The organism is Actibacterium mucosum KCTC 23349 (genome assembly GCF_000647975.1).
GTDB lineage: Bacteria > Pseudomonadota > Alphaproteobacteria > Rhodobacterales > Rhodobacteraceae > Actibacterium > Actibacterium mucosum.
Genome location: NZ_JFKE01000003.1, coordinates 419,429 through 436,973 on the forward strand (window position 1 = coordinate 419,429; position 17,545 = coordinate 436,973).

The following is a 17,545-nucleotide window of genomic DNA, read 5'->3' on the forward strand; positions in this document are numbered from 1 at the left end:
GATCAGGACATGCCGGCCAGATACACACGCACCGATTCCTGCACATGGCGGAACCGGTCACCGCCCAGATGTTTGCCGCCATACCAGCGGGTCACGACAACGACGTGGTTGTGCAGCCCCGCACGTTCCAGCATGCGGATGATCACCATGCCCGCCCCCGATTCGCCATCGTCTGACTTCAATGGCCCCTCAGGCAGCAGCACGGCCCAGCTGTTATGTGTGGCCTTTGCGTATTTCTTTGTGCGCTTAAGTGTCTTCAAAAACGCGTCCACCTCGGCCCGGCTGTGGGCGGGGCCACCCGAGACCGCGTATTTGGACCCGCGATCGGTGAGAACGTTTTCAATCTGTCGCATTGCGCGACCCTGCATGGGTGCGCCGCGAAGGTAAAGAGGTCAGGGTTGCAGGCGCTTGTAGATCTCGGCATTTGCGCAGGCATCCGGCACCTCGGCGTCGCCTTCGACGTGCATTTCGAGAAAACGTGTGCAACCATCAACCCAGTCACACCCCCGGCATCGGGTCACCATTTCCGCCCATTCAGCGGTTGAAAGGTCTCCTTTTTCGTAGGACTCGGCTGGGTCCACGCCCGTGACACGCGCCATAGTGTTCATTTTCCAAAAATGCTCCATCGTGTTGCCGAGCGGTTTCATGACATCCTCCTGTGGTGAAATCACCATCAGGCTGCCATGGTTCGTGTGCGGGCGCCTTGATCGGGATCAAATCCCGCTTGCGGCCTTTCGCACCGCCTGAAGGCGCAGTGCATTGGGGGGATGGGTGCCCAAGAAGGTTTCGCCGGGGTCAGGAATGCGGTTGAAGAACGCCGCGCCGCGGACCGGGTCATATCCGGCCAGCGCAGCAATGCGGGCGCCCATGGCATCGGCTTCCAATTCCATCTCTTGGCTGAATACGCGCGCTCCAAGGAACGCACCGAAGTGACGCGCACGACGCAACTCGCGCCCCGTGGCGCCTGCTTGCGAGGCCGCGTTTTCGATGATTTCAGCGCCGACAGCGGCCGTTTGCGCCCGAATTTCCAAATGGCCTTCGATGTGATGTGCCGCCTCGTGACCCAGAATGAATGCCAGTTCGTCCACGTTTCGTGCCTCGGCAATCAGGGCAATGGTGAACGTGATCCGCGGCTGACCCGACCGGCCGAGGCTTTGAAACGCGTTGGCGGCGGCCCGCGGGTCCGCGTCAACAAAGATGGCAAAGTCGCAGTTCACCCCGGTGGTTCTGCGGGCGCATTCGGCCTCGGCCACGGGCTCAACCGCGGTCAGAACCTCGACGAAATTGCGCACGGCCGCTTCGGCATCCAGCCGGCCGTCAGTGGGCTGTGCCGGAGATACAGCGACCGGAGGCACGGGTTCGCACCCGGCCACGAGCATCGCGATCAAGCCCGCTGCAATCCATCGCCACATCTGCGTATTCTCCGACCTTTTCTACCATTTTTGCATATCGAGGGCGCGGCGGCAGGTGACAATCTCGTGCATTGCGGTTTTGCGCCGAAGCCGCCGTTTTTCCCCGTTGGCAAGTGCGCGGCAGGCGGTCTAGGGTCAGACCCATGTTTACCATTGAGCACGAATTCGACGCGACCGTGGTGACCCTTGTCGACGAGGGGCGCGCGCATCTGATGGAAGATGTCACCATTCAGGCCTTTGAGGAATGCGTGACAGTTGAACAATACGACCCCCGCACCGACCGGGTGCAAAAGGTGACCCTGTCCATTGGGCAGCTGAACGAGCTGGCCGCAGCGCTGGACCTGCCGGAAGGTGTTTACAAGCTGGCGTCTCAGTCCAAGAAATGAGCGCGGGGTTTTTCACCGACGAGCGTTGTTTCTGGCATGGCGGCGGAAACTATGCCGGCACCATGCCGGTGGGTGGCTTGGTTCAGCCCCTGACGGCGGGCGGGTTGCCCGAGGGCCCCGAGGCTAAGCGCCGGGCGCTGTCAATGATGCAAGTGACGGGTCTGGCCGGTGAACTGGCGGTGCAATCCGCACCTCCGGCCAGCCGGGCCGAGCTGTTGCGTGTGCACCCGGCCAGCCTGCTGGATGCGTTCAAGGCATTGTCAGATGGCGATGGCGGCGAGTTAGGCCTGCGCGCGCCCTTTGGTCCGGGTGGATACGAGATCGCCGCGCTGTCAGCCGGATTGGCCACCGAAGCCCTGCGGCGCGTTTTGTCGGGGCAGCTGGACAGCGCCTATGCCCTGTGCCGCCCGCCGGGCCATCACTGTACACCCGACTGGCAGAACGGGTTCTGCCTGATCAACAATATCGCCGTGGCGGTCGAAGCTGCACTGGCCGAAGGCCGCGCCGAGCGCATCGCGGTGGTCGATTGGGACGTGCACCACGGCAACGGGACCGAGGCCTGTTTCATCGACCGCCCCGAGGTTCTGACCATCTCGATCCATCAGGACCGGAATTATCCGTTGGACACCGGCATGGCCGAGGTTCGGGGCGAAGGGGCCGGAGCAGGTACCAATGTGAACATCCCCCTGCCCCCGGGCGCGGGGCATGTGAGTTACCTGGAGGCAATCGATCGGCTGGTTTTGCCCAAATTGCTTGCCTTTCAGCCAGATGTGATCGTGATCGCCAATGGTGTGGATGCGGGCGCGAACGACCCGTTGGGCCGGATGCTCTGCACTGCCGAAACGTTTGGTCAGATGACCATGCGCCTGCGCGATGCGGCGGACGAGCTGTGTTCCGGGCGGCTGGTTGCCACGCATGAGGGCGGCTATTCCGACACTTACGCACCATTCTGCACACATCGGGTGGTGCAGGAAATGGCGCGCAGCAATACGGCGGCAGCCGATCCATTGGCCGCAACCTTCGATGCGCGCCAGCCGGATGCGGGTTTCAACGCCTTTGTCTCTGCCCGCATCGACGATCTGGTGGCACTGCACCTGGACGTCTAGGCGGGCGGGTTCATCCGGATTTCAAACCGCGTGTCGCACTCGGGCGCGGTTTCCGCCGGAAGGATCGACAGGGTCTTGCCGGCGAAGTCCCTTCCCTGGGTATCTGTTGCTGCGGGTAACGCCAACAGCGCGCCTTCGATGGGATGGTCTGCCATCACAATCGCATAGGTCTGCGCGGGGTCCAGAGTTACCTCGGCCCCGGCGCCCGTGTCAAAAAAGTTGCCGGAATTCAGCACGCTCATTGCCTCATCGCGCAAAGGCACTACTGCTTTGAATGCCTCATCCGCGTGCAACGCGTCATAGGCGGCCCGGCTGGGCCACAGAAACAAGGCGCCAAAGGCCACCTCGGCGCTGCCCGCGGGATAGGACAACACCTGGAACCCGCCGACCGGGCGGCCGCCATGACTGCCGACAATTGGCCCAACCTGCGGGAAATACTGACCAAAAAGCTGTTCTTCCTTGCCTTCGACAGCTTTGCCAACGGCAAATTCAAACAAGGCGTTGGCAGGGAGGGATATAGTGATCTGGGACATGGGACACTCCGTCTGGACTGAATTTATTAACGTGGTAACATGCCCGAAAACGGACCACGATCCACCCAAACCGGACCGCATTGGTGCAATTTTGGTCCACCCGTGAAATGGACATCACATGCGCGATATGAACTGGGACGACCTGAAAGTGTTCCTCGCCCTGCATCGCAGCGGCTCGATCCGCGGGGCGGCGGGGCAGCTGGGCAGCAGCCACTCCACGGTCTCGCGACGGCTTGCGGCGATCGAGGCACAGCTGGGTGTACGGCTCTTCAACCGCGCGGCGGACGGCTTGCAACCAAGTGCCGCTGCTGACGATATCGTGGACCGCGCCAAACGGGTCGAGGCCGAGATGCTGGCGCTGGAACGCACGGTGCAGGGGCGCGACGCGCGATTGTCTGGCCCGGTGCGCGTGACCATGGTGCCGCCGCTGGTTCAACACCTGCTGATGCCTGATCTGGTTGCGTTTGCTGATGCCTATCCAGAGATCGATCTGGAGATCGCCTCCACTTACGATCTGGCCGACATGTCGCGACACGGGGCTGACGTGGCGGTGCGGTTCCAGACCGCGCCCGAGCCATTCCTTTTTGGTCGCCGCGCTCCGCATTCGGCGCATGCCATCTTTGCCAGCCCGGATTACCTGTCCAGCAAAAGTTTGGAACGCAGCGGAGATTCGGCGCGCTGGATCGGATGGAACGTGCCCGATCGCTTCCCCGGCTGGACACAGATCACTCCGCTGGCCCACTTACCTGCCCACCATATGATGCCGGACCCCCTGGCGCAGATGGCGGCGGCAGAGGCCAGTTTGGGAATTGCCGAATTGCCCTGCTTTCTGGGCGACACGAATCCCCGGCTGGTGCGCGTGCCCGGCACCCAGATCACCGGGCGTTACGATTGCTGGGTCCTGACCCATCCCGACCTGAAAACAACCGAACGCGTGCGGACCTGCGTGCGTTACCTGACCGAAGCCTTGCATCGCCACGCACCGCTATTGCAGGGCGAACGGCCCGGTATGGCGGAGGAATAACCGAAACCCCTTGAACCCCCGCGCGCAATGGCCGACATGAATGCGGACGGAGGTTCCAATATGCCAACACCCAATCCCGATGCCCTGCAGTTCCTGCTGACCCGTCGCTCGCGCCCGGCAAAAACACTGGCGGGCCCCGCGCCAGACCGGGCCGCCCTGACCGAATTGCTGACCGCCGCCGCGCGTACGCCGGACCACGGCAAGTTGGAACCGTGGCGCTTTGTTGTGCTGGAACGCGGTGCGCTTGCCCGTGTCGCCGAGGCAGCGATCGCGAGAGGCCGAGCGCTTGATATGGACGAAGACGCCATCGCCAAGGCCGCCAAATCCTACGCCGACAGCCCGCTGGCTGTGGTTGTTGTGGCCGCCCCTGTGCCCTCGCCCAAAATTCCGCGGATCGAACAGCTTTATTCGGCCGGTGCGGTTTGTCTTGCCCTGCTGAACGCGGCGCTGGCGGCTGGTTGGGGGGCGAACTGGCTCAGTGGCTGGGCCAGCCACGACCGTGCATTCGTCGAAGGCGCGCTGGGGCTGAGCCGGGATGAGCAAGTCGCCGGGATCATCCATATCGGCACCGAAACCGCCACCCCGCCGGAACGTCCCCGGCCGGATATGTCGGCCATCGTAGAGTGGCGTGACGTATGATCCTGTCGGACTTCCAACGCGCGGTTGCTCAGCTGCCAGATGGCCGGTTCCAGAAAGTTCTGTGGCTTGGCATCGGCCTGACCCTCGCGCTGCTTTTCGCCGCGACGGTCGTGGCGGTCACGGTGCTGGGCTGGTTCCTTCCGGACACGGTGACCTTGCCGTGGATCGGAACGGTTGCGTGGATCGACAATGTCCTGTCAGGTGCGGTGATCCTTGCGATGTTGGTGATGTCGGTTTTCCTGATGGTGCCGGTCGCGTCGATGTTCACAGGGTTCTTCCTGGACGAAGTCGCCGCAGCGGTGGAAGACAAACACTATCCGGGCCTGCCCCCGGCACCATCGGTGGGTTTCGGCGAGGTCCTGCGCGATTCCATCGGGTTTCTGGGCGTGATGCTGGGCGTGAATATCCTGGTCGGCCTTCTGGTCCTGATCAGCCTGGGCACCCTTATGCCGCTGTTCTGGCTGGCCAACGGCTACCTTCTGGGCCGCGAATACTTTCAGATGGTTGCCATGCGCCGGCTGGGGCGCCGCGGCGCGTCCGAGCTGCGCCGCAAGCATTTCCTGACCGTCTGGATCGCCGGCACGCTGATGGCGGTGCCATTGACCGTGCCCGTGATCAACCTGCTGATCCCGATACTAGGGGTGGCGACGTTCACTCACCTCTACCACCGGGTTTCAAGATTGTGATCTCGTTCAGCTTGTCGAGGTGATCCATCGTGATCACCCCCGACCAGATGGTGCCTGCAACCACGGCCCAGATCACGGCGGCCACGCCTGTCACGATCAGTGCCGTGCGGCGTGGCTGAAAATTTGCCGGTGCGCTGGCATGGGTGCCCTTCACCACGTCACCCTCTTCGCCTTGCGTGCGCAGGCGCAAAGGCAGAACAACGAACAGCACCATGAACCAAATCACGGCAAACAGGACCATGGCCGAGGTGACACCCATCAGATTTGCTCCAACTCGACCAGGGTTCCGTTAAAATCCTTCGGATGCAGGAACAAAACAGGTTTGCCGTGGGCGCCAATCTTTGGCTCGCCACTGCCCAGCACGCGCGCACCGCTGTCTTTCAGCTTGTCACGAGCGGCAAGGATATCTTCCACCTCATAGCAGATGTGGTGGATGCCACCGGCAGGGTTCTTTTCGAGGAAGCCGTTGATGGGGCTGTCATCCCCCAAAGGGTACAGAAGCTCGATCTTGGTGTTGGGCAGCTCGATGAACACCACGGTCACACCGTGGTCGGGCTCATCCTGGGGCGCGCCAACCTTGGCCCCCAGAGTGTCTGCATATTGGGCCGAGGCGGCGGCAAGGTCCGGCACGGCGATGGCAACGTGATTCAAACGTCCGATCATGATTTCTCTCTCTCCCACAGCTCTCGACCCGCTTTATGCGGCGGCGCGGCAATGGCGGCAAGTGGGGTGACGAATGGCCGCGACCGCAAGTTTACGCAGTCTTAAGGGCTTGTGCGTTGAATTGGAGGGATAAATCAGGAGGGAACACATGCCCAACGAGATGGAGGACATCATGCTGAGACGCGGCTGGGTCCCCGGACGCCCCTTGTTGGGTGTGACTTTGTTGCTGGTTGAGGACAGCAGGTTCGCATCCGAAGGCGTGCGCATGATGTGCCAACGGTTGGGCGCCCGAATCCGTCGGGCCGAGACATTGGGTTCTGCGCGCAAACATCTTGAAACCTACCTGCCCACCGTGATCCTGATCGATATCGGACTGCCAGACGGATCTGGCCTGTCCTTGATCCGAGAATTGAGCACCGCCAAACCGCGCATCCCCGTGATCCTTGGGACCAGCGGCGACGATGGCGTCGAAGCCTTGGCCAGAGAGGCCGGAGCGGACGACTTTCTGACGAAACCGGCATTGAGCCTGCGCGCATTTCAGGACGCCTTGCTGGCGCATCTTCCCGACGAAATGAAACTGCCGCAGGTCCGGTTGGATCAGGAAAAACAGATCGAACCGGACCCATTTGCGCTGCGCGACGACATCATGCACGCCGCGGATATCCTGGCGGTGGCCGATGGTGACACGGCGGTGGATTACGTGGTGCAGTTCATCGGTGGCGTGGCGCGGGCGTCACGCGATATGCCGCTGCAGCGAACCGTGGAAAAGTTTGGTCGGCAACGCGCCCGCGGGAAGGTCTCGAACGCGACGCGAACCAAATTGGTTACAATGCTGGATGCGCGGATCGAGGCAGCGCGCCCCATCTGACGCCTACAGTGCCGGATCGCTTGCGACGCGCACCAGCCCCGTCAGGTCACTCAGCCGTTCTGCCTGAGCGCCGTTGGCCGCGAAGTTCGACGGCGCAAGCCAGGCGTCGTAAGCGGCCTTCAGCGCAGGCCATTCGGAATCGATGACCGCGAACCAGGCGGTATCGCGGTTGCGACCTTTGCTGACCATCGCCTGGCGGAACACACCCTCGTAGCTGAAACCCAGCCGCTGCGCCGCGCGGCGCGATGGCAGGTTCAGGGCGTTGCATTTCCACTCGTAACGGCGATAGCCCGCCCCAAACGCCCATTGCATCATCAGCATCATGGCCTCGGTTGCGGCAGGCGTTTGTTGCAAAGCGGGGCCGTAGGTGATGGAGCCAACCTCGATCGAGCCGGCGGCCGGATCGATGCGCATCAAGGCCGCCTGACCCAGGGCGCGGCCCGTCTTTGTGTCGCAGATCGCATAGAAAAACGGATCTTCCGCTGCAGCCGCCTGCGCGGCCCAGCGATGAAACTGCGCGGCAGAGTGAAACGGGCCCACATGCATGTAAGTCCACAACGGATCCCCGCCCGGCGCGAAGGCATTGAACAGATCGGCAGCGTGGCTCGCGGCGTTCAGCCGTTCGAGGCGCACATATTGCCCCTGCAAAAGGTCTGGCCCGGGACGTGGCGGCGGTGTCCAACCGTCAACCACGGCCCCAAGTTTCTGTTGGTTCGGCATCGTTTTTCGCCCCTGCTGCTTGGCTGGATAAAATCACCAAAGCGGCAGGGACGAAAGGGGGGTCAGGCCAGGAATTGCGGCACACCGGTCATGTCCAGCCCCGGAAACACGGCCCCCTCGATTACGTCGCGGTTCAGGCCGAACAACCCTTTCATCGCGGTCCCTGCATAAGCGCGCACATCGGCGGTGGGCATAAGGTCTCGGCCCTTGTAAAGGTCACCATGCCCAAGACCGGGCCATGCGCCATAAACCCGTCCACCGCCAAGCGCACCGCCCGCCATGAGCATTGCACCGCCGGTACCATGGTCCGTGCCGCCGGTGCCGTTTTCATGGACGGTGCGACCGAACTCGGTCATCGCCATGACCATGGTCTTGCCCCAGACATCGCCAAGCCGGTCTTTCAATGTCAGGATCATGTCGGACAGACGTTCCAGCGGCGCGTTAATCGTCCGCGCCTGTGCGTTGTGCGTGTCCCACCCATTGATCGAAAACGCGGCTACACGGGTTTCGTCCAGCAGACGGTCAGCGGCAAAGCGCGCCAAAGTCTGGTGTGCGGGGCCCTGACGTGTTTCAGGGTCGGCAAGTGTTTCCTGCAGGTCTTGGGCGATGTCGATCGCGCTGTTGAACGCCCCGCCCAACAGCGGGTCGTTGCGTGTCACAAGGGCCATCAGGTCACGCGCCGCAGGGGTCAGGCCCAACTGTGCCTCGGGCGACCAGCTGGAGGTGGGCAGCGGCCCGCGTAACACCCGCATCTCGCCCTGCCCTATGGCAAAAGCGGTTTCAGCCTGCACCCCGGGCACGGCCTGCAGCATCCGGTTCAGCCAGCCATCGCGCACTCCGGTCAGGCCCGTATCAAAGCCGGTGCCGGCCTCCAGCAGGTCCTGACCGTCGAAATGGCTGCGCTTGTCGCGATAAGGGGTGGAAACCGCGTGGGCAAAACCCAACTCGCCCTTGGTCCAAAGCGGCATCAGGGAAGACAAGCCACCATGCAGGGCGAAAAAGCCGTCAAGGTCTTGTGCCCCATTGTCCGGGCCAATCGCCAGCGTGTTACGCCAGCTGGCAAAGTCGCGGTCGCCATAGGGCTGCACCACGTCCAGACCGTCCATCGCCCCGCGTAGAATGATCACGACAAGGCGTGTGTCCCACGGCGCGGCGGCCAAGGTGACGGGCGTCAGCATCGGCGCAGCAGCCGCCGAACAGCCCAACGCGCCAAGAACAAAACGGCGGGAAAGAAGCTTGGCCATCGGTTACCTCCGTTGAAACTCGGGTGAAATCAGGGTCATCGCAACGCCTGCGGCGCGGGTTTCGGCAGCACCTGCGGCAAAGATCAGGGCCTCGCTGGCCCGTTCGCCCAGAGTTGCCTTCACGAACTGGCGTGGATCGGGCAGATCAGGCTGCAATACCGGCGGCGCTTTCATCGACCATTCGATCCGGGTAGCCAGCGCCTGGGGTGTCAGCCAGTATTCCGCCTGTTCGGGCCAGCCGTCCGGCCCTGATGGCTGATGCCATGTTTGCCCCATCGCGATCATGGGGCGCACGAAGCCGCGCAGAACCACCTGCGGAGAAAGGCGCGCCACGCGTTTGCCATCCACACCCAGCGCACGGATGGCCGCGGCAAGGAAATCAAAAGGCTGTCGCACTTTTTGAGGGATCGTTTCCCATGCGGCGGGGTGCTCTAACAGCGCGGCATAGCTGGCCATCAGGTCACCGTCCGTCGCGCTGTAGGCTGCCGCAATATGGTCGACCAGCGCTGTATCGGGATCATCCGACACGAAATGCACGGCCAATTTGCGTGCTATGTGGCGCGCGGTGTCAGGGTGGCGGGCAAGATCGCGCAATACCTGGTGGATGTCGGACAGCCGTGGCCGCCCGCCCCCATAGGTTTTTCCCAGAACCGTTTCGGCCCCGGGTTCAGCCTGGGACGGTGCAAAAAAGAATCCATCGCGATACCGGGCGGAAAGGCCCGTGAACAGCTCGGCCAGTTGCCGGACGTCGTTTTGCGTGTAGGACCCGTCCACACCCAACGTGTGCAGCTCCAACACTTCGCGTGCGAGGTTTTCGTTCAGCCCCCGTTCGCCTTCCTTTGCGGCACGAGAGCCGGGGCCAACCGACTGAAACTGATCCAGGTAGACCAGCATCATCGGGTGCGGGACCGCGGCGATCAAAAGGTCTTCGAATTTACCGGTGATATTGGGGCGTATCGCCTCTTCGACATACGAAGGTGCGGCGTGGCGCAGTGCAGGCAGTTTGCCAACAACGGTAAAATGATCCGCCCAGAACGCCACCAGCCGCTCGCGAAAGCCGTGGGGGGTGTCGACCCAGCGTGCCACGGTCGCTCCGAGGGCAGAAAGCTGTGCCTGACGATTGGAACGTCGCATGGCCTTCAGGCGGTCGTCTTCACCTTGCCGTTTGACGTCACTGGCCATTTGTCGCCGGCGCTGCTGTCCCCGGTAATCGCGCATCTCGGGCAGAAGGTCGTTGAACAATGCGATCTCAAAGCGTCGTGCCATGGTGTCGCGTGCGTTCAGCCCGTCCAGCAAAGCTTGGGTATCCGCGGGTGGAGGCACCAAAGGCCCTGTTCCCGTGCCAAATCGCAAAGCCGCCGTGGTTGGATCAAAACTCATATCTCAAACCCCGTTTCCGGTCCCTGTTTGACCATTATACGGGGGCCGCGCAGAGTTCCGTCGCAAGATTTTTGTGATTTGCGTCTTTCCGCCGATCAGTCAGGAAAGGAGAAGCCCGGCGCGTAAGTGTGCAGCCCGTCAAAATCTGCCTTGCCCAGCGTCATTCCAGCCGAGGCCAGCGCCGCGTAAGCCAGCGACAGGTGGAACAACATATTGGGCAGCGCATAGTGCAGCAGGAATTCGTCTGCGGGCTGTGTCAGTGTCCCCTGCCCTGCAGAATGCGTAACCGGCCGGTTGGACAGATCCGCCGGGCTGATCCCTCCAATAGCATGTCGAACGGTCGCCAGAGCAGCACGCAGTTCGGGCAGGTTGGCAGGCAGGCCGATATCCGGCGTCTCGCGCCCTGCGACCGCGCAAAGGCCCCGCGCGGCAAATCCCGTGGCGATGCCCAACTGCTCGGCTGCACAAAACCGCCCGGGCGCAGGCCGGGCGGTCAGCAAGGTTTGCGGATTGTCTGCGTCCGCGATGCGGTCCAGCAGCCGGGCGATGCGATCCAGATAGTGCCCGAAGGCCGAGATCGCCGCCGCCTGCATCTTAGTCCTGTTCGATCACGCGCAGGCTGAGTTCGCGCAGTTGTTCGTTGGCCGGATCGCTGGGGGCGTTCATCATCAGGTCTTCGGCGCGCTGGTTCATCGGGAACATGATGACCTCGCGGATGTTGGCCTGTTCGGCCAGCAGCATCACGATGCGGTCGATCCCGGCGGCGCAGCCCCCGTGCGGCGGGGCGCCGTAATGGAAGGCCTGGAACAGCGCACCAAAGCGGTTCTTGACCTCATCGGCGCCGTAGCCGGCCAGTTCGAAGGCTTTCAGCATGATCTCGGGCTTGTGGTTCCGGATCGCGCCCGAAACCAGCTCATAGCCGTTGCACGCCAGGTCATACTGATAGCCTTTGACCGCCAGCGGGTCACCGTTCAGCGTGTCCATGCCACCTTGGGGCATCGAGAACGGGTTGTGCTCAAAATCAATCGCGCCGGTTTCTTCGTCCGCCTCGTAGATCGGGAAATCGACGATCCAGGCAAAAGCGAACCGGTCGGGATCGGTCAGCTTCAGCTCTTCCCCGATCACGGTGCGGGCCTTGCCGGCCACGCCTTCAAACGCCTTGGGCTTACCCCCCAGGAAGAAAGCCGCGTCGCCGACGCCAAGGTTCAGCTGCTGGCGGATCGCCTCGGTGCGCTCGGGGCCAATGTTCTTGGCCAGCGGACCGGCGGCTTCCATGCCGTCGACCCCTTCGCGCCAGAAGATATAGCCCATGCCGGGCAGGCCCTCGGATTGGGCAAACTTGTTCATCCGGTCGCAGAATTTTCGGCTGCCACCACCAGGTGCGGGGATGGCGCGGATCTGGGTGCCGTCTTGCTCCAGCAGCTTGGCAAAGATGGCAAAGCCGGACCCGGCAAAATGTTCGCTGACCACCTGCATCTTGATCGGATTGCGCAGATCGGGCTTGTCGGTGCCGTACCAAAGGGCGGCGTCCTTGTACGAGATCTGCGGCCAGTTGGCGGGCGCGTCGACCGTTTTGTCGCCGCCGAACTCTTCGAAGATCCCGGCCAGAACGGGCGCGATCGTGTCGAACACGTCCTGCTGGGTGACGAAGGACATCTCCATATCCAGCTGGTAGAAGTCGGTGGGCGAGCGGTCGGCGCGCGGGTCTTCGTCGCGGAAGCACGGCGCGATCTGGAAATACTTGTCAAAACCCGAGGCCATGATCAGCTGTTTGAACTGCTGCGGGGCCTGCGGCAGGGCGTAGAACTTGCCCGGATGCAGGCGCGACGGCACCAGAAAGTCGCGCGCGCCTTCGGGCGAGCTGGCGGTGATGATCGGCGTCTGGTATTCGCGGAACCCCTTGTCCCACATACGCCGGCGGATCGAGGCCACCACGTCCGACCGCAGGGTCATGCTTTGCTGCATCACCTCGCGGCGCAGGTCCAGGTACCGATAGCGCAGGCGCGTTTCCTCGGGGTATTCTTGGTCGCCAAAGACGATCAGCGGCAGCTCGTCCGCGGCGCCCAGAACCTCCAGATCGCGGATGAACACCTCAATCTCGCCGGTGGGCAGATTGGGGTTCACAAGGCTTTCGTCGCGGGCCAGAACGTTGCCGTCGATGCGAATGCACCATTCCGACCGCACCTTCTCCAGCTCGGCAAAAACCGGGCTGTCGCCATCGGCGATCACCTGGGTGATGCCGTAATGGTCGCGCAGATCGATGAACAGCACGCCGCCATGGTCGCGGATACGGTGCACCCAGCCCGACAGACGGACGGTGTCACCGACATTGGATTTGTTCAGATCGGCGCAGGTATGGCTGCGATAAGCGTGCATGTGAAACTCTCTTCGCGAACAGCGGATGGGTTGGGCCGGGATTCCTATGCGGGGGCCGGAATGTCAAGCGAAACCGGGATCAGGCCGCGCAGGGCATTGCCCACGTAAACACGGCGCGCCGACGTCAGATCGACCAGGCGCAGCGGCGCAACCCGGGCGTCCCGGGCCTCGATCAACTTGCGGCGCAGGATGCCGGGAAGGGCACCAGCAGAAAGAGGTGGCGTGCGCAAGAGACCGTCGCAGGGATCGACGAACAGGTTCGTGATTGTCCCTTCGACGCAATGACCGGCGGTGTTCAGAAACAGCAGCTCGTCAATCCCTTCGGGCATTTCCTCGCGCGCGGTGTCGTAGATGGCGCGGTGGCTTGTCTTGTGGCCGCGCCAGAACTCACCCGCATCCACACGCGCCTCCGCCAGGCCCAACCGCCAGCCTTCCGGCGCAGGTGGCAGGTTGAACCGATCCACGCGGTGGCGACCATCGGTTTGCAGGGTCAGCCGCAGTCGCGAAGCCGTACCACCGGCGGCGCCCAAAACGGCCCGCGTCAGAACCGCCCGGTCAAAAGGCACGTCCAGCACCCGGCAGGTTTCGCACATCCGATCCAGATGCAACGACAGCAGGGCTACGCCGCCCTGATCGGCCCTCATGGTCTCGAATATTTCTAACCCTGCGGGGATGTCCGGGCGAACCGTGTTTTCCATAGCGCTTCCTCGTATTCGCGGGCCGCGGTGCTGTCCCAAACGACCCCACCACCAGCGTTCAGCCGTGCAGCACCGCCATCAAAGAGCGACAGCGTGCGAATGGCAACATTGAAGCAAGAAGCACCATCCGGCCCCATCCAGCCCAGAGTGCCGCAATAGATACCGCGCGGATCGGGTTCAAGCTCGCGAATTATTTCCATCGCCCGGCGTTTCGGCGCTCCCGTGATCGAACCGCAGGGAAACAGGGCACGCAGGATCGCCGGCAGGTCGGTGCCGGGCAGCAATTCTGCTGTAACCTCGCTGACCATCTGGTGCACGGTTGCGTAGGTTTCCACGTCAAACAGTTTTGGCACCTCTACCGAGCCGACTTGCGCAATTCGCGACACATCGTTGCGCAGCAGATCGACGATCATCAGGTTCTCGGCCCGATCTTTTTCGCTGCGTTGCAGGGCATTACGGTGGGCCTGATCCTGCACTGGAGTGTCGCCGCGTGGTGCGGTGCCTTTCATGGGCCGCGTGGTGATGCGCCCCTGCGCATCGGTGGCAAAGAACAACTCGGGCGAGCGGGACAGGATCACCGGCCCAGCGCCCAAATCCGCCAACGCAGCGTGATCGACAGGCTGCGTGGCGGCCAACGCGGCATAAAGGCCCTCTGGCCCGCCGTTGTAACGCGCTGACAATGGGAAGGTCAGGTTGGCCTGATAGACGTCGCCTGCACCAATGTAATCATGTAGGCGTGCAAAGGCGTGTGCGTATCGTGTTGCGGACCAATGCGGCAGCAGGGCTTGCAGGCTGCCTTGTCCGCCAATTGGCGCACGCGCTTCGGGTCCGTCGAATACACCAAACGCCAGCAAAGGCGTATCTCGCCGGGTGGGTATCAGGTCGGCCAAACCGGGTATCAGCACATAGCCCAGCTCGTAACTGGCAAAGCCAGCCAGCCACTTGCCCGCCTGTTGCGCCTGCGAAATCCGACTCAGCGCGGTTTCCACCCCGTCTTGCTGCCATGCAACGATCATTTCATCGGGCATGGCGAAACGCGCCGGCGCGCCGCCAGGGCCATTCTGAAACTGAATATATCGCTGTCGGATCGCCAAAATGCCCGCCCAAATCTGATGCGCCGATCCTTTAGCCAATTCATCCGCCATGCGCCAGTGGCCCGAAATACTGGACAGGTCGCACAAATTTTGCTGAATTTTTCCCAAGCATTTCAACACGGGAACAACGCGCGGCCAAAATGGCCGCATTGCGAGGGGACATGTGGGATAGACTGCTTGACCAGATGCTGACGCACCTGATCCGACGAGGTGCACTTGAAATAACGCTGCCGGACCAACCCACCCGTCGCTATGGCGATGCAGGTGCTGACGCGATACGGCTATTTGTCGAGGACCCGGATTTTGCGCGCAAAGCGGTGTTAAACCCAGACCTGACCGTGGGCGAGGCCTATATGGACGGGCGTTTGACCATTGGCGACGACGACCTGCACGGATTTCTGGGCCTTGTCCTGGACAATCGCGGGCATGGGGCCAGCCACTGGTCGCTGAACGCAAACCTTTTACTGCGGCGCCTGATCCGCCGGGTACAGCAAAACAACCCCATCGGTACGGCGCAATCCAACGTTGCGCATCACTATGACCTGTCGGCGGCGCTGTATGACCTGTTTCTGGATGCCGACAAACAGTATTCCTGCGCCTACTTCAAAACGCCGGATGACAGTTTGGAGCAGGCGCAGGCGCAGAAAAAGGCCCATATTGCCGCCAAACTGAACCTGTCGCCCGGAATGCGTGTTCTGGATATCGGCTGTGGCTGGGGCGGTATGGGCCTGACACTGGCCAAGGATTACGGCGTGCGCGTGGTCGGCGTGACCCTCAGCGAAGAGCAACACAAAATCGCCGTTGCGCGCGCGGCCGAGGCTGGGCTGTCGGAACGTGTGGATTTCCGGCTGGTCGATTATCGTGAAGTGAACGAAACCTTCGACCGGATTGTCTCGGTGGGCATGTTCGAACATGTGGGCGTTCCGCATTATCGCGAGTATTTCCGCCATGTTCACGACAAGCTGAACAAGTCCGGCGTGGCGCTGATTCATACCATCGGGCGGGCTGAACCGCCGGGCACAACCAGCCCCTGGGTGCTTAAATATATCTTTCCCGGCGGCTATGTGCCCGCCATGTCCGAAGCCATGAAGGCGATAGAGAAAGAGCGGCTTTATACAACCGATGTCGAAATTTGGCGCCTGCACTATGCGGATACTCTGCGCCATTGGTACGATCGGTTCGTCGCGCGACAGGACGATGCGCGCGAGCTTTACGACGACCGGTTCTGTCGCATGTGGCGCTATTATCTGGCGGCCAGCGAGATGACCTTTCGCAAGCACCGCCAGGTGGTGTTTCAGTTCCAACTGACCAAACAGCAGGATGCGGTGCCCTTGACACGCGACTATATCTACCTGCAAAGGCCGTAATCCTGCCGTTTTCGCCTGTTAGACCCGCGTGAAACAAACGGTCGAGCAGCACATGTCGCAGAAAAAACAGAGCATTTGTATCAAAACTGCCCTTGCCGTGGCGGCGTTGGCAGGATGGTGCCTGTTCCAGTTCTGGCGCATGTGGTCCGCGTTTCCGCCGGACTTGTCGGCGCTTTACATGGCGGGCTATCTGCACGCCGAAGGCATGTATGACCTGATTTATGCCCGCCCCAGCGGGTTTTTCGGCGGCACCCCGCGCGAGTGGTGGGGCATCCTGCCCCGGTTGGGCCTATCCGGCGAAAACGTGTTGCCATACGTGTACCCGCCGCTTTGGGCCGGGTTGTTGTCGCCCATTGCCGGCGCCCTTTCACCCGAGGCGTTTTTTCGTGGCGCGTTGTTGATCCAGATCCCAATGATCGCTGCGTCGGTTGTGTTGGCCTGGCGCATTCTGCGGCCTACGTCGCTGCCGCTTTGGGCGTGGATCATGATTTCGGTTGGTTTGCTCAGCACGTCGATGCTGTCAAAATTCGCAGTGGTGCAGCTTCAACCGCAGATCACGGTGATATTCCTGATCCTGCTGTCGTTCGAAAGATATGGTGCAGGCAAAGCACAGATGGCGGGCGCGATCCTTGCGATTGCAGCGGCGCTGAAGCTGGCGCCGGTCGTTCTGGCGGTGATCTTTGTTATGGACCGCAATTGGACAGCTTTTCGCATGTGCGCGTTGGTTGGCGTCTGCCTTGCGGCTGTCAGCGTGACCTTGATGGGGCCGCAATTGCATTTTGCGTTTCTGGACAGCGTGCGCAGCCTGTCGGACGGTGTTTTTATCACGTCGGTCAACTACTCGGTCAACGCGATGTTGCACGGTATCGGGATCGAGATGGGTTTTTTCCAAACCTGGGTCGATCTGAATACGCGCAACATTCGCCTGAACAGCAGCGAAGTCCTGGTAGACCGCCTTTGCCTTGCGTTGCTCGCCTTCTCACTGATCGCCGTGTTGTGGCGCACCCGGGCCATGAGCGAACGCACACGTCTAACCGTGCGGATCTTTGCCATTGCGGGTTTGTTCAGCCTTTTTGGTCCCCTGGGTTGGGCACATTACTTCGTTCTGCAGATGCTTTTGGTTCCGGCCATGATCCCGATTCTGGGGGCGCGGTCCGGGGGGCTGATTCTGTTGGTGTTTGGTCTGATGACGTCTGTGCCCGCCTTCAACATGCTGCGCTCGGCCTATTCGAGCGATCTGCCAGTAATGGCCGCCAGTACCATCATGATGTTGCTTACAATCTGGGCCATCACCTCGCGTCCGCACGCGCGCCCACGTCGCATGCCGAAACCAACACCCGCCCAATAAG

At 62.0% G+C, this 17,545-nt stretch carries 21 protein-coding genes; 8 read left to right on the forward strand and 13 right to left on the reverse strand.

Going from position 1 to position 17,545, the window contains the following annotated elements:
• Positions 1 to 2: 2 nt before the first annotated feature.
• The 3 genes from ACMU_RS08665 to ACMU_RS08675 form a co-directional block, all read right to left on the reverse strand.
• On the reverse strand, positions 3 to 353 hold the full coding sequence (locus tag ACMU_RS08665) for a YigZ family protein (protein WP_035258860.1): 351 nt from the start codon (positions 351 to 353) through the stop codon (positions 3 to 5).
• 39 nt (positions 354 to 392) lie between these two features.
• Complete coding sequence (locus tag ACMU_RS08670; protein WP_035258431.1) at positions 393 to 647, reverse strand: DUF6455 family protein; 255 nt, start codon at positions 645 to 647, stop codon at positions 393 to 395.
• A 66-nt stretch (positions 648 to 713) separates the two neighbouring features.
• Positions 714 to 1,412 (reverse strand): M48 family metallopeptidase, encoded by a 699-nt coding sequence (locus ACMU_RS08675; RefSeq protein WP_035258434.1) that lies wholly within the window; start codon positions 1,410 to 1,412, stop codon positions 714 to 716.
• A gap of 143 nt (positions 1,413 to 1,555) precedes the next feature.
• Here ACMU_RS08675 and ACMU_RS08680 point away from each other — a divergent pair, with 143 nt between their 5' ends.
• Both ACMU_RS08680 and ACMU_RS08685 read left to right on the forward strand, forming a co-directional pair.
• Positions 1,556 to 1,798: a hypothetical protein gene (locus ACMU_RS08680; RefSeq protein WP_035258436.1), complete on the forward strand. Its 243-nt coding sequence runs from the start codon at positions 1,556 to 1,558 to the stop codon at positions 1,796 to 1,798.
• On the forward strand, positions 1,795 to 2,904 hold the full coding sequence (locus tag ACMU_RS08685) for a class II histone deacetylase (protein WP_035258440.1): 1,110 nt from the start codon (positions 1,795 to 1,797) through the stop codon (positions 2,902 to 2,904). Before ACMU_RS08680 ends, ACMU_RS08685 begins: the two co-directional genes overlap by 4 nt.
• On the opposite strand, the gene ACMU_RS08690 is transcribed toward ACMU_RS08685, so the two are convergent.
• On the reverse strand, positions 2,901 to 3,437 hold the full coding sequence (locus ACMU_RS08690; protein ID WP_152544562.1) for a DUF1330 domain-containing protein: 537 nt from the start codon (positions 3,435 to 3,437) through the stop codon (positions 2,901 to 2,903). The two genes, ACMU_RS08685 and ACMU_RS08690, sit on opposite strands and share 4 nt — an antisense overlap.
• 118 nt (positions 3,438 to 3,555) lie before the next feature.
• On the opposite strand from ACMU_RS08690, the gene ACMU_RS08695 reads away from it, so the two are divergent.
• The 3 genes from ACMU_RS08695 to ACMU_RS08705 are packed head-to-tail and all read left to right on the forward strand — an operon-like array spanning position 3,556 to position 5,786.
• Entirely contained in the window at positions 3,556 to 4,461 is a 906-nt protein-coding gene (locus ACMU_RS08695) for a LysR family transcriptional regulator (RefSeq protein WP_035258444.1), read from the forward strand.
• A gap of 60 nt (positions 4,462 to 4,521) precedes the next feature.
• Complete coding sequence (locus ACMU_RS08700; RefSeq protein ID WP_035258862.1) at positions 4,522 to 5,100, forward strand: nitroreductase family protein; 579 nt, start codon at positions 4,522 to 4,524, stop codon at positions 5,098 to 5,100.
• Positions 5,097 to 5,786, forward strand: coding sequence for an EI24 domain-containing protein (locus ACMU_RS08705; protein ID WP_035258446.1), 690 nt, complete (start codon positions 5,097 to 5,099; stop codon positions 5,784 to 5,786). The genes ACMU_RS08700 and ACMU_RS08705 overlap by 4 nt, the downstream gene beginning before the upstream one ends.
• On the opposite strand, the gene ACMU_RS08710 is transcribed toward ACMU_RS08705, so the two are convergent.
• Together ACMU_RS08710 and mce are read right to left on the reverse strand one after the other, a co-directional pair.
• The gene (locus ACMU_RS08710; protein ID WP_035258449.1) at positions 5,752 to 6,045 is read right to left on the reverse strand and encodes a DUF1467 family protein; all 294 of its coding nucleotides are present in this window, start codon (positions 6,043 to 6,045) and stop codon (positions 5,752 to 5,754) included. The two genes, ACMU_RS08705 and ACMU_RS08710, sit on opposite strands and share 35 nt — an antisense overlap.
• The gene (mce, locus tag ACMU_RS08715) at positions 6,045 to 6,449 is read right to left on the reverse strand and encodes a methylmalonyl-CoA epimerase (protein WP_035258451.1); all 405 of its coding nucleotides are present in this window, start codon (positions 6,447 to 6,449) and stop codon (positions 6,045 to 6,047) included. Before mce ends, ACMU_RS08710 begins: the two co-directional genes overlap by 1 nt.
• A gap of 148 nt (positions 6,450 to 6,597) precedes the next feature.
• Between mce and ACMU_RS08720 the strand changes: the two genes are divergently transcribed.
• Positions 6,598 to 7,317, forward strand: a complete 720-nt coding sequence (locus tag ACMU_RS08720; RefSeq protein WP_152544563.1) for a response regulator — start codon at positions 6,598 to 6,600, stop codon at positions 7,315 to 7,317.
• A gap of 3 nt (positions 7,318 to 7,320) precedes the next feature.
• On the opposite strand, the gene ACMU_RS08725 is transcribed toward ACMU_RS08720, so the two are convergent.
• The 7 genes from ACMU_RS08725 to ACMU_RS08755 all read right to left on the reverse strand — a co-directional run bounded on the left by ACMU_RS08725 (position 7,321) and on the right by ACMU_RS08755 (position 14,763).
• Complete coding sequence (locus ACMU_RS08725; protein WP_035258453.1) at positions 7,321 to 8,037, reverse strand: GNAT family N-acetyltransferase; 717 nt, start codon at positions 8,035 to 8,037, stop codon at positions 7,321 to 7,323.
• A gap of 62 nt (positions 8,038 to 8,099) precedes the next feature.
• Positions 8,100 to 9,281 (reverse strand): DUF1501 domain-containing protein, encoded by a 1,182-nt coding sequence (locus ACMU_RS19270; RefSeq protein ID WP_035258455.1) that lies wholly within the window; start codon positions 9,279 to 9,281, stop codon positions 8,100 to 8,102.
• Between the two features lie 3 nt (positions 9,282 to 9,284).
• Positions 9,285 to 10,661: a DUF1800 domain-containing protein gene (locus ACMU_RS19275; RefSeq protein WP_035258458.1), complete on the reverse strand. Its 1,377-nt coding sequence runs from the start codon at positions 10,659 to 10,661 to the stop codon at positions 9,285 to 9,287.
• 95 nt (positions 10,662 to 10,756) lie between these two features.
• Complete coding sequence (locus ACMU_RS18730; RefSeq protein ID WP_051588191.1) at positions 10,757 to 11,254, reverse strand: DUF1993 family protein; 498 nt, start codon at positions 11,252 to 11,254, stop codon at positions 10,757 to 10,759.
• Between the two features lies 1 nt (position 11,255).
• Positions 11,256 to 13,037: an aspartate--tRNA ligase gene (gene aspS, locus ACMU_RS08745; RefSeq protein WP_035258461.1), complete on the reverse strand. Its 1,782-nt coding sequence runs from the start codon at positions 13,035 to 13,037 to the stop codon at positions 11,256 to 11,258.
• Positions 13,038 to 13,081: 44 nt separating this feature from the next.
• Positions 13,082 to 13,735 carry an aminotransferase class IV gene (locus tag ACMU_RS08750; RefSeq protein ID WP_035258464.1) on the reverse strand — a complete coding sequence of 218 codons (654 nt, stop codon included), beginning with the start codon at positions 13,733 to 13,735 and terminating at the stop codon, positions 13,082 to 13,084.
• Positions 13,696 to 14,763, reverse strand: a complete 1,068-nt coding sequence (locus tag ACMU_RS08755; protein WP_051588222.1) for an aminodeoxychorismate synthase component I — start codon at positions 14,761 to 14,763, stop codon at positions 13,696 to 13,698. The genes ACMU_RS08750 and ACMU_RS08755 overlap by 40 nt, the downstream gene beginning before the upstream one ends.
• Positions 14,764 to 14,990: 227 nt before the next feature.
• Here ACMU_RS08755 and ACMU_RS08760 point away from each other — a divergent pair, with 227 nt between their 5' ends.
• On the forward strand, positions 14,991 to 16,196 hold the full coding sequence (locus ACMU_RS08760) for an SAM-dependent methyltransferase (protein ID WP_035258467.1): 1,206 nt from the start codon (positions 14,991 to 14,993) through the stop codon (positions 16,194 to 16,196).
• Between the two features lie 52 nt (positions 16,197 to 16,248).
• Positions 16,249 to 17,544, forward strand: coding sequence for a glycosyltransferase family 87 protein (locus tag ACMU_RS08765; protein WP_152544564.1), 1,296 nt, complete (start codon positions 16,249 to 16,251; stop codon positions 17,542 to 17,544).
• Position 17,545 lies beyond the last annotated feature (1 nt).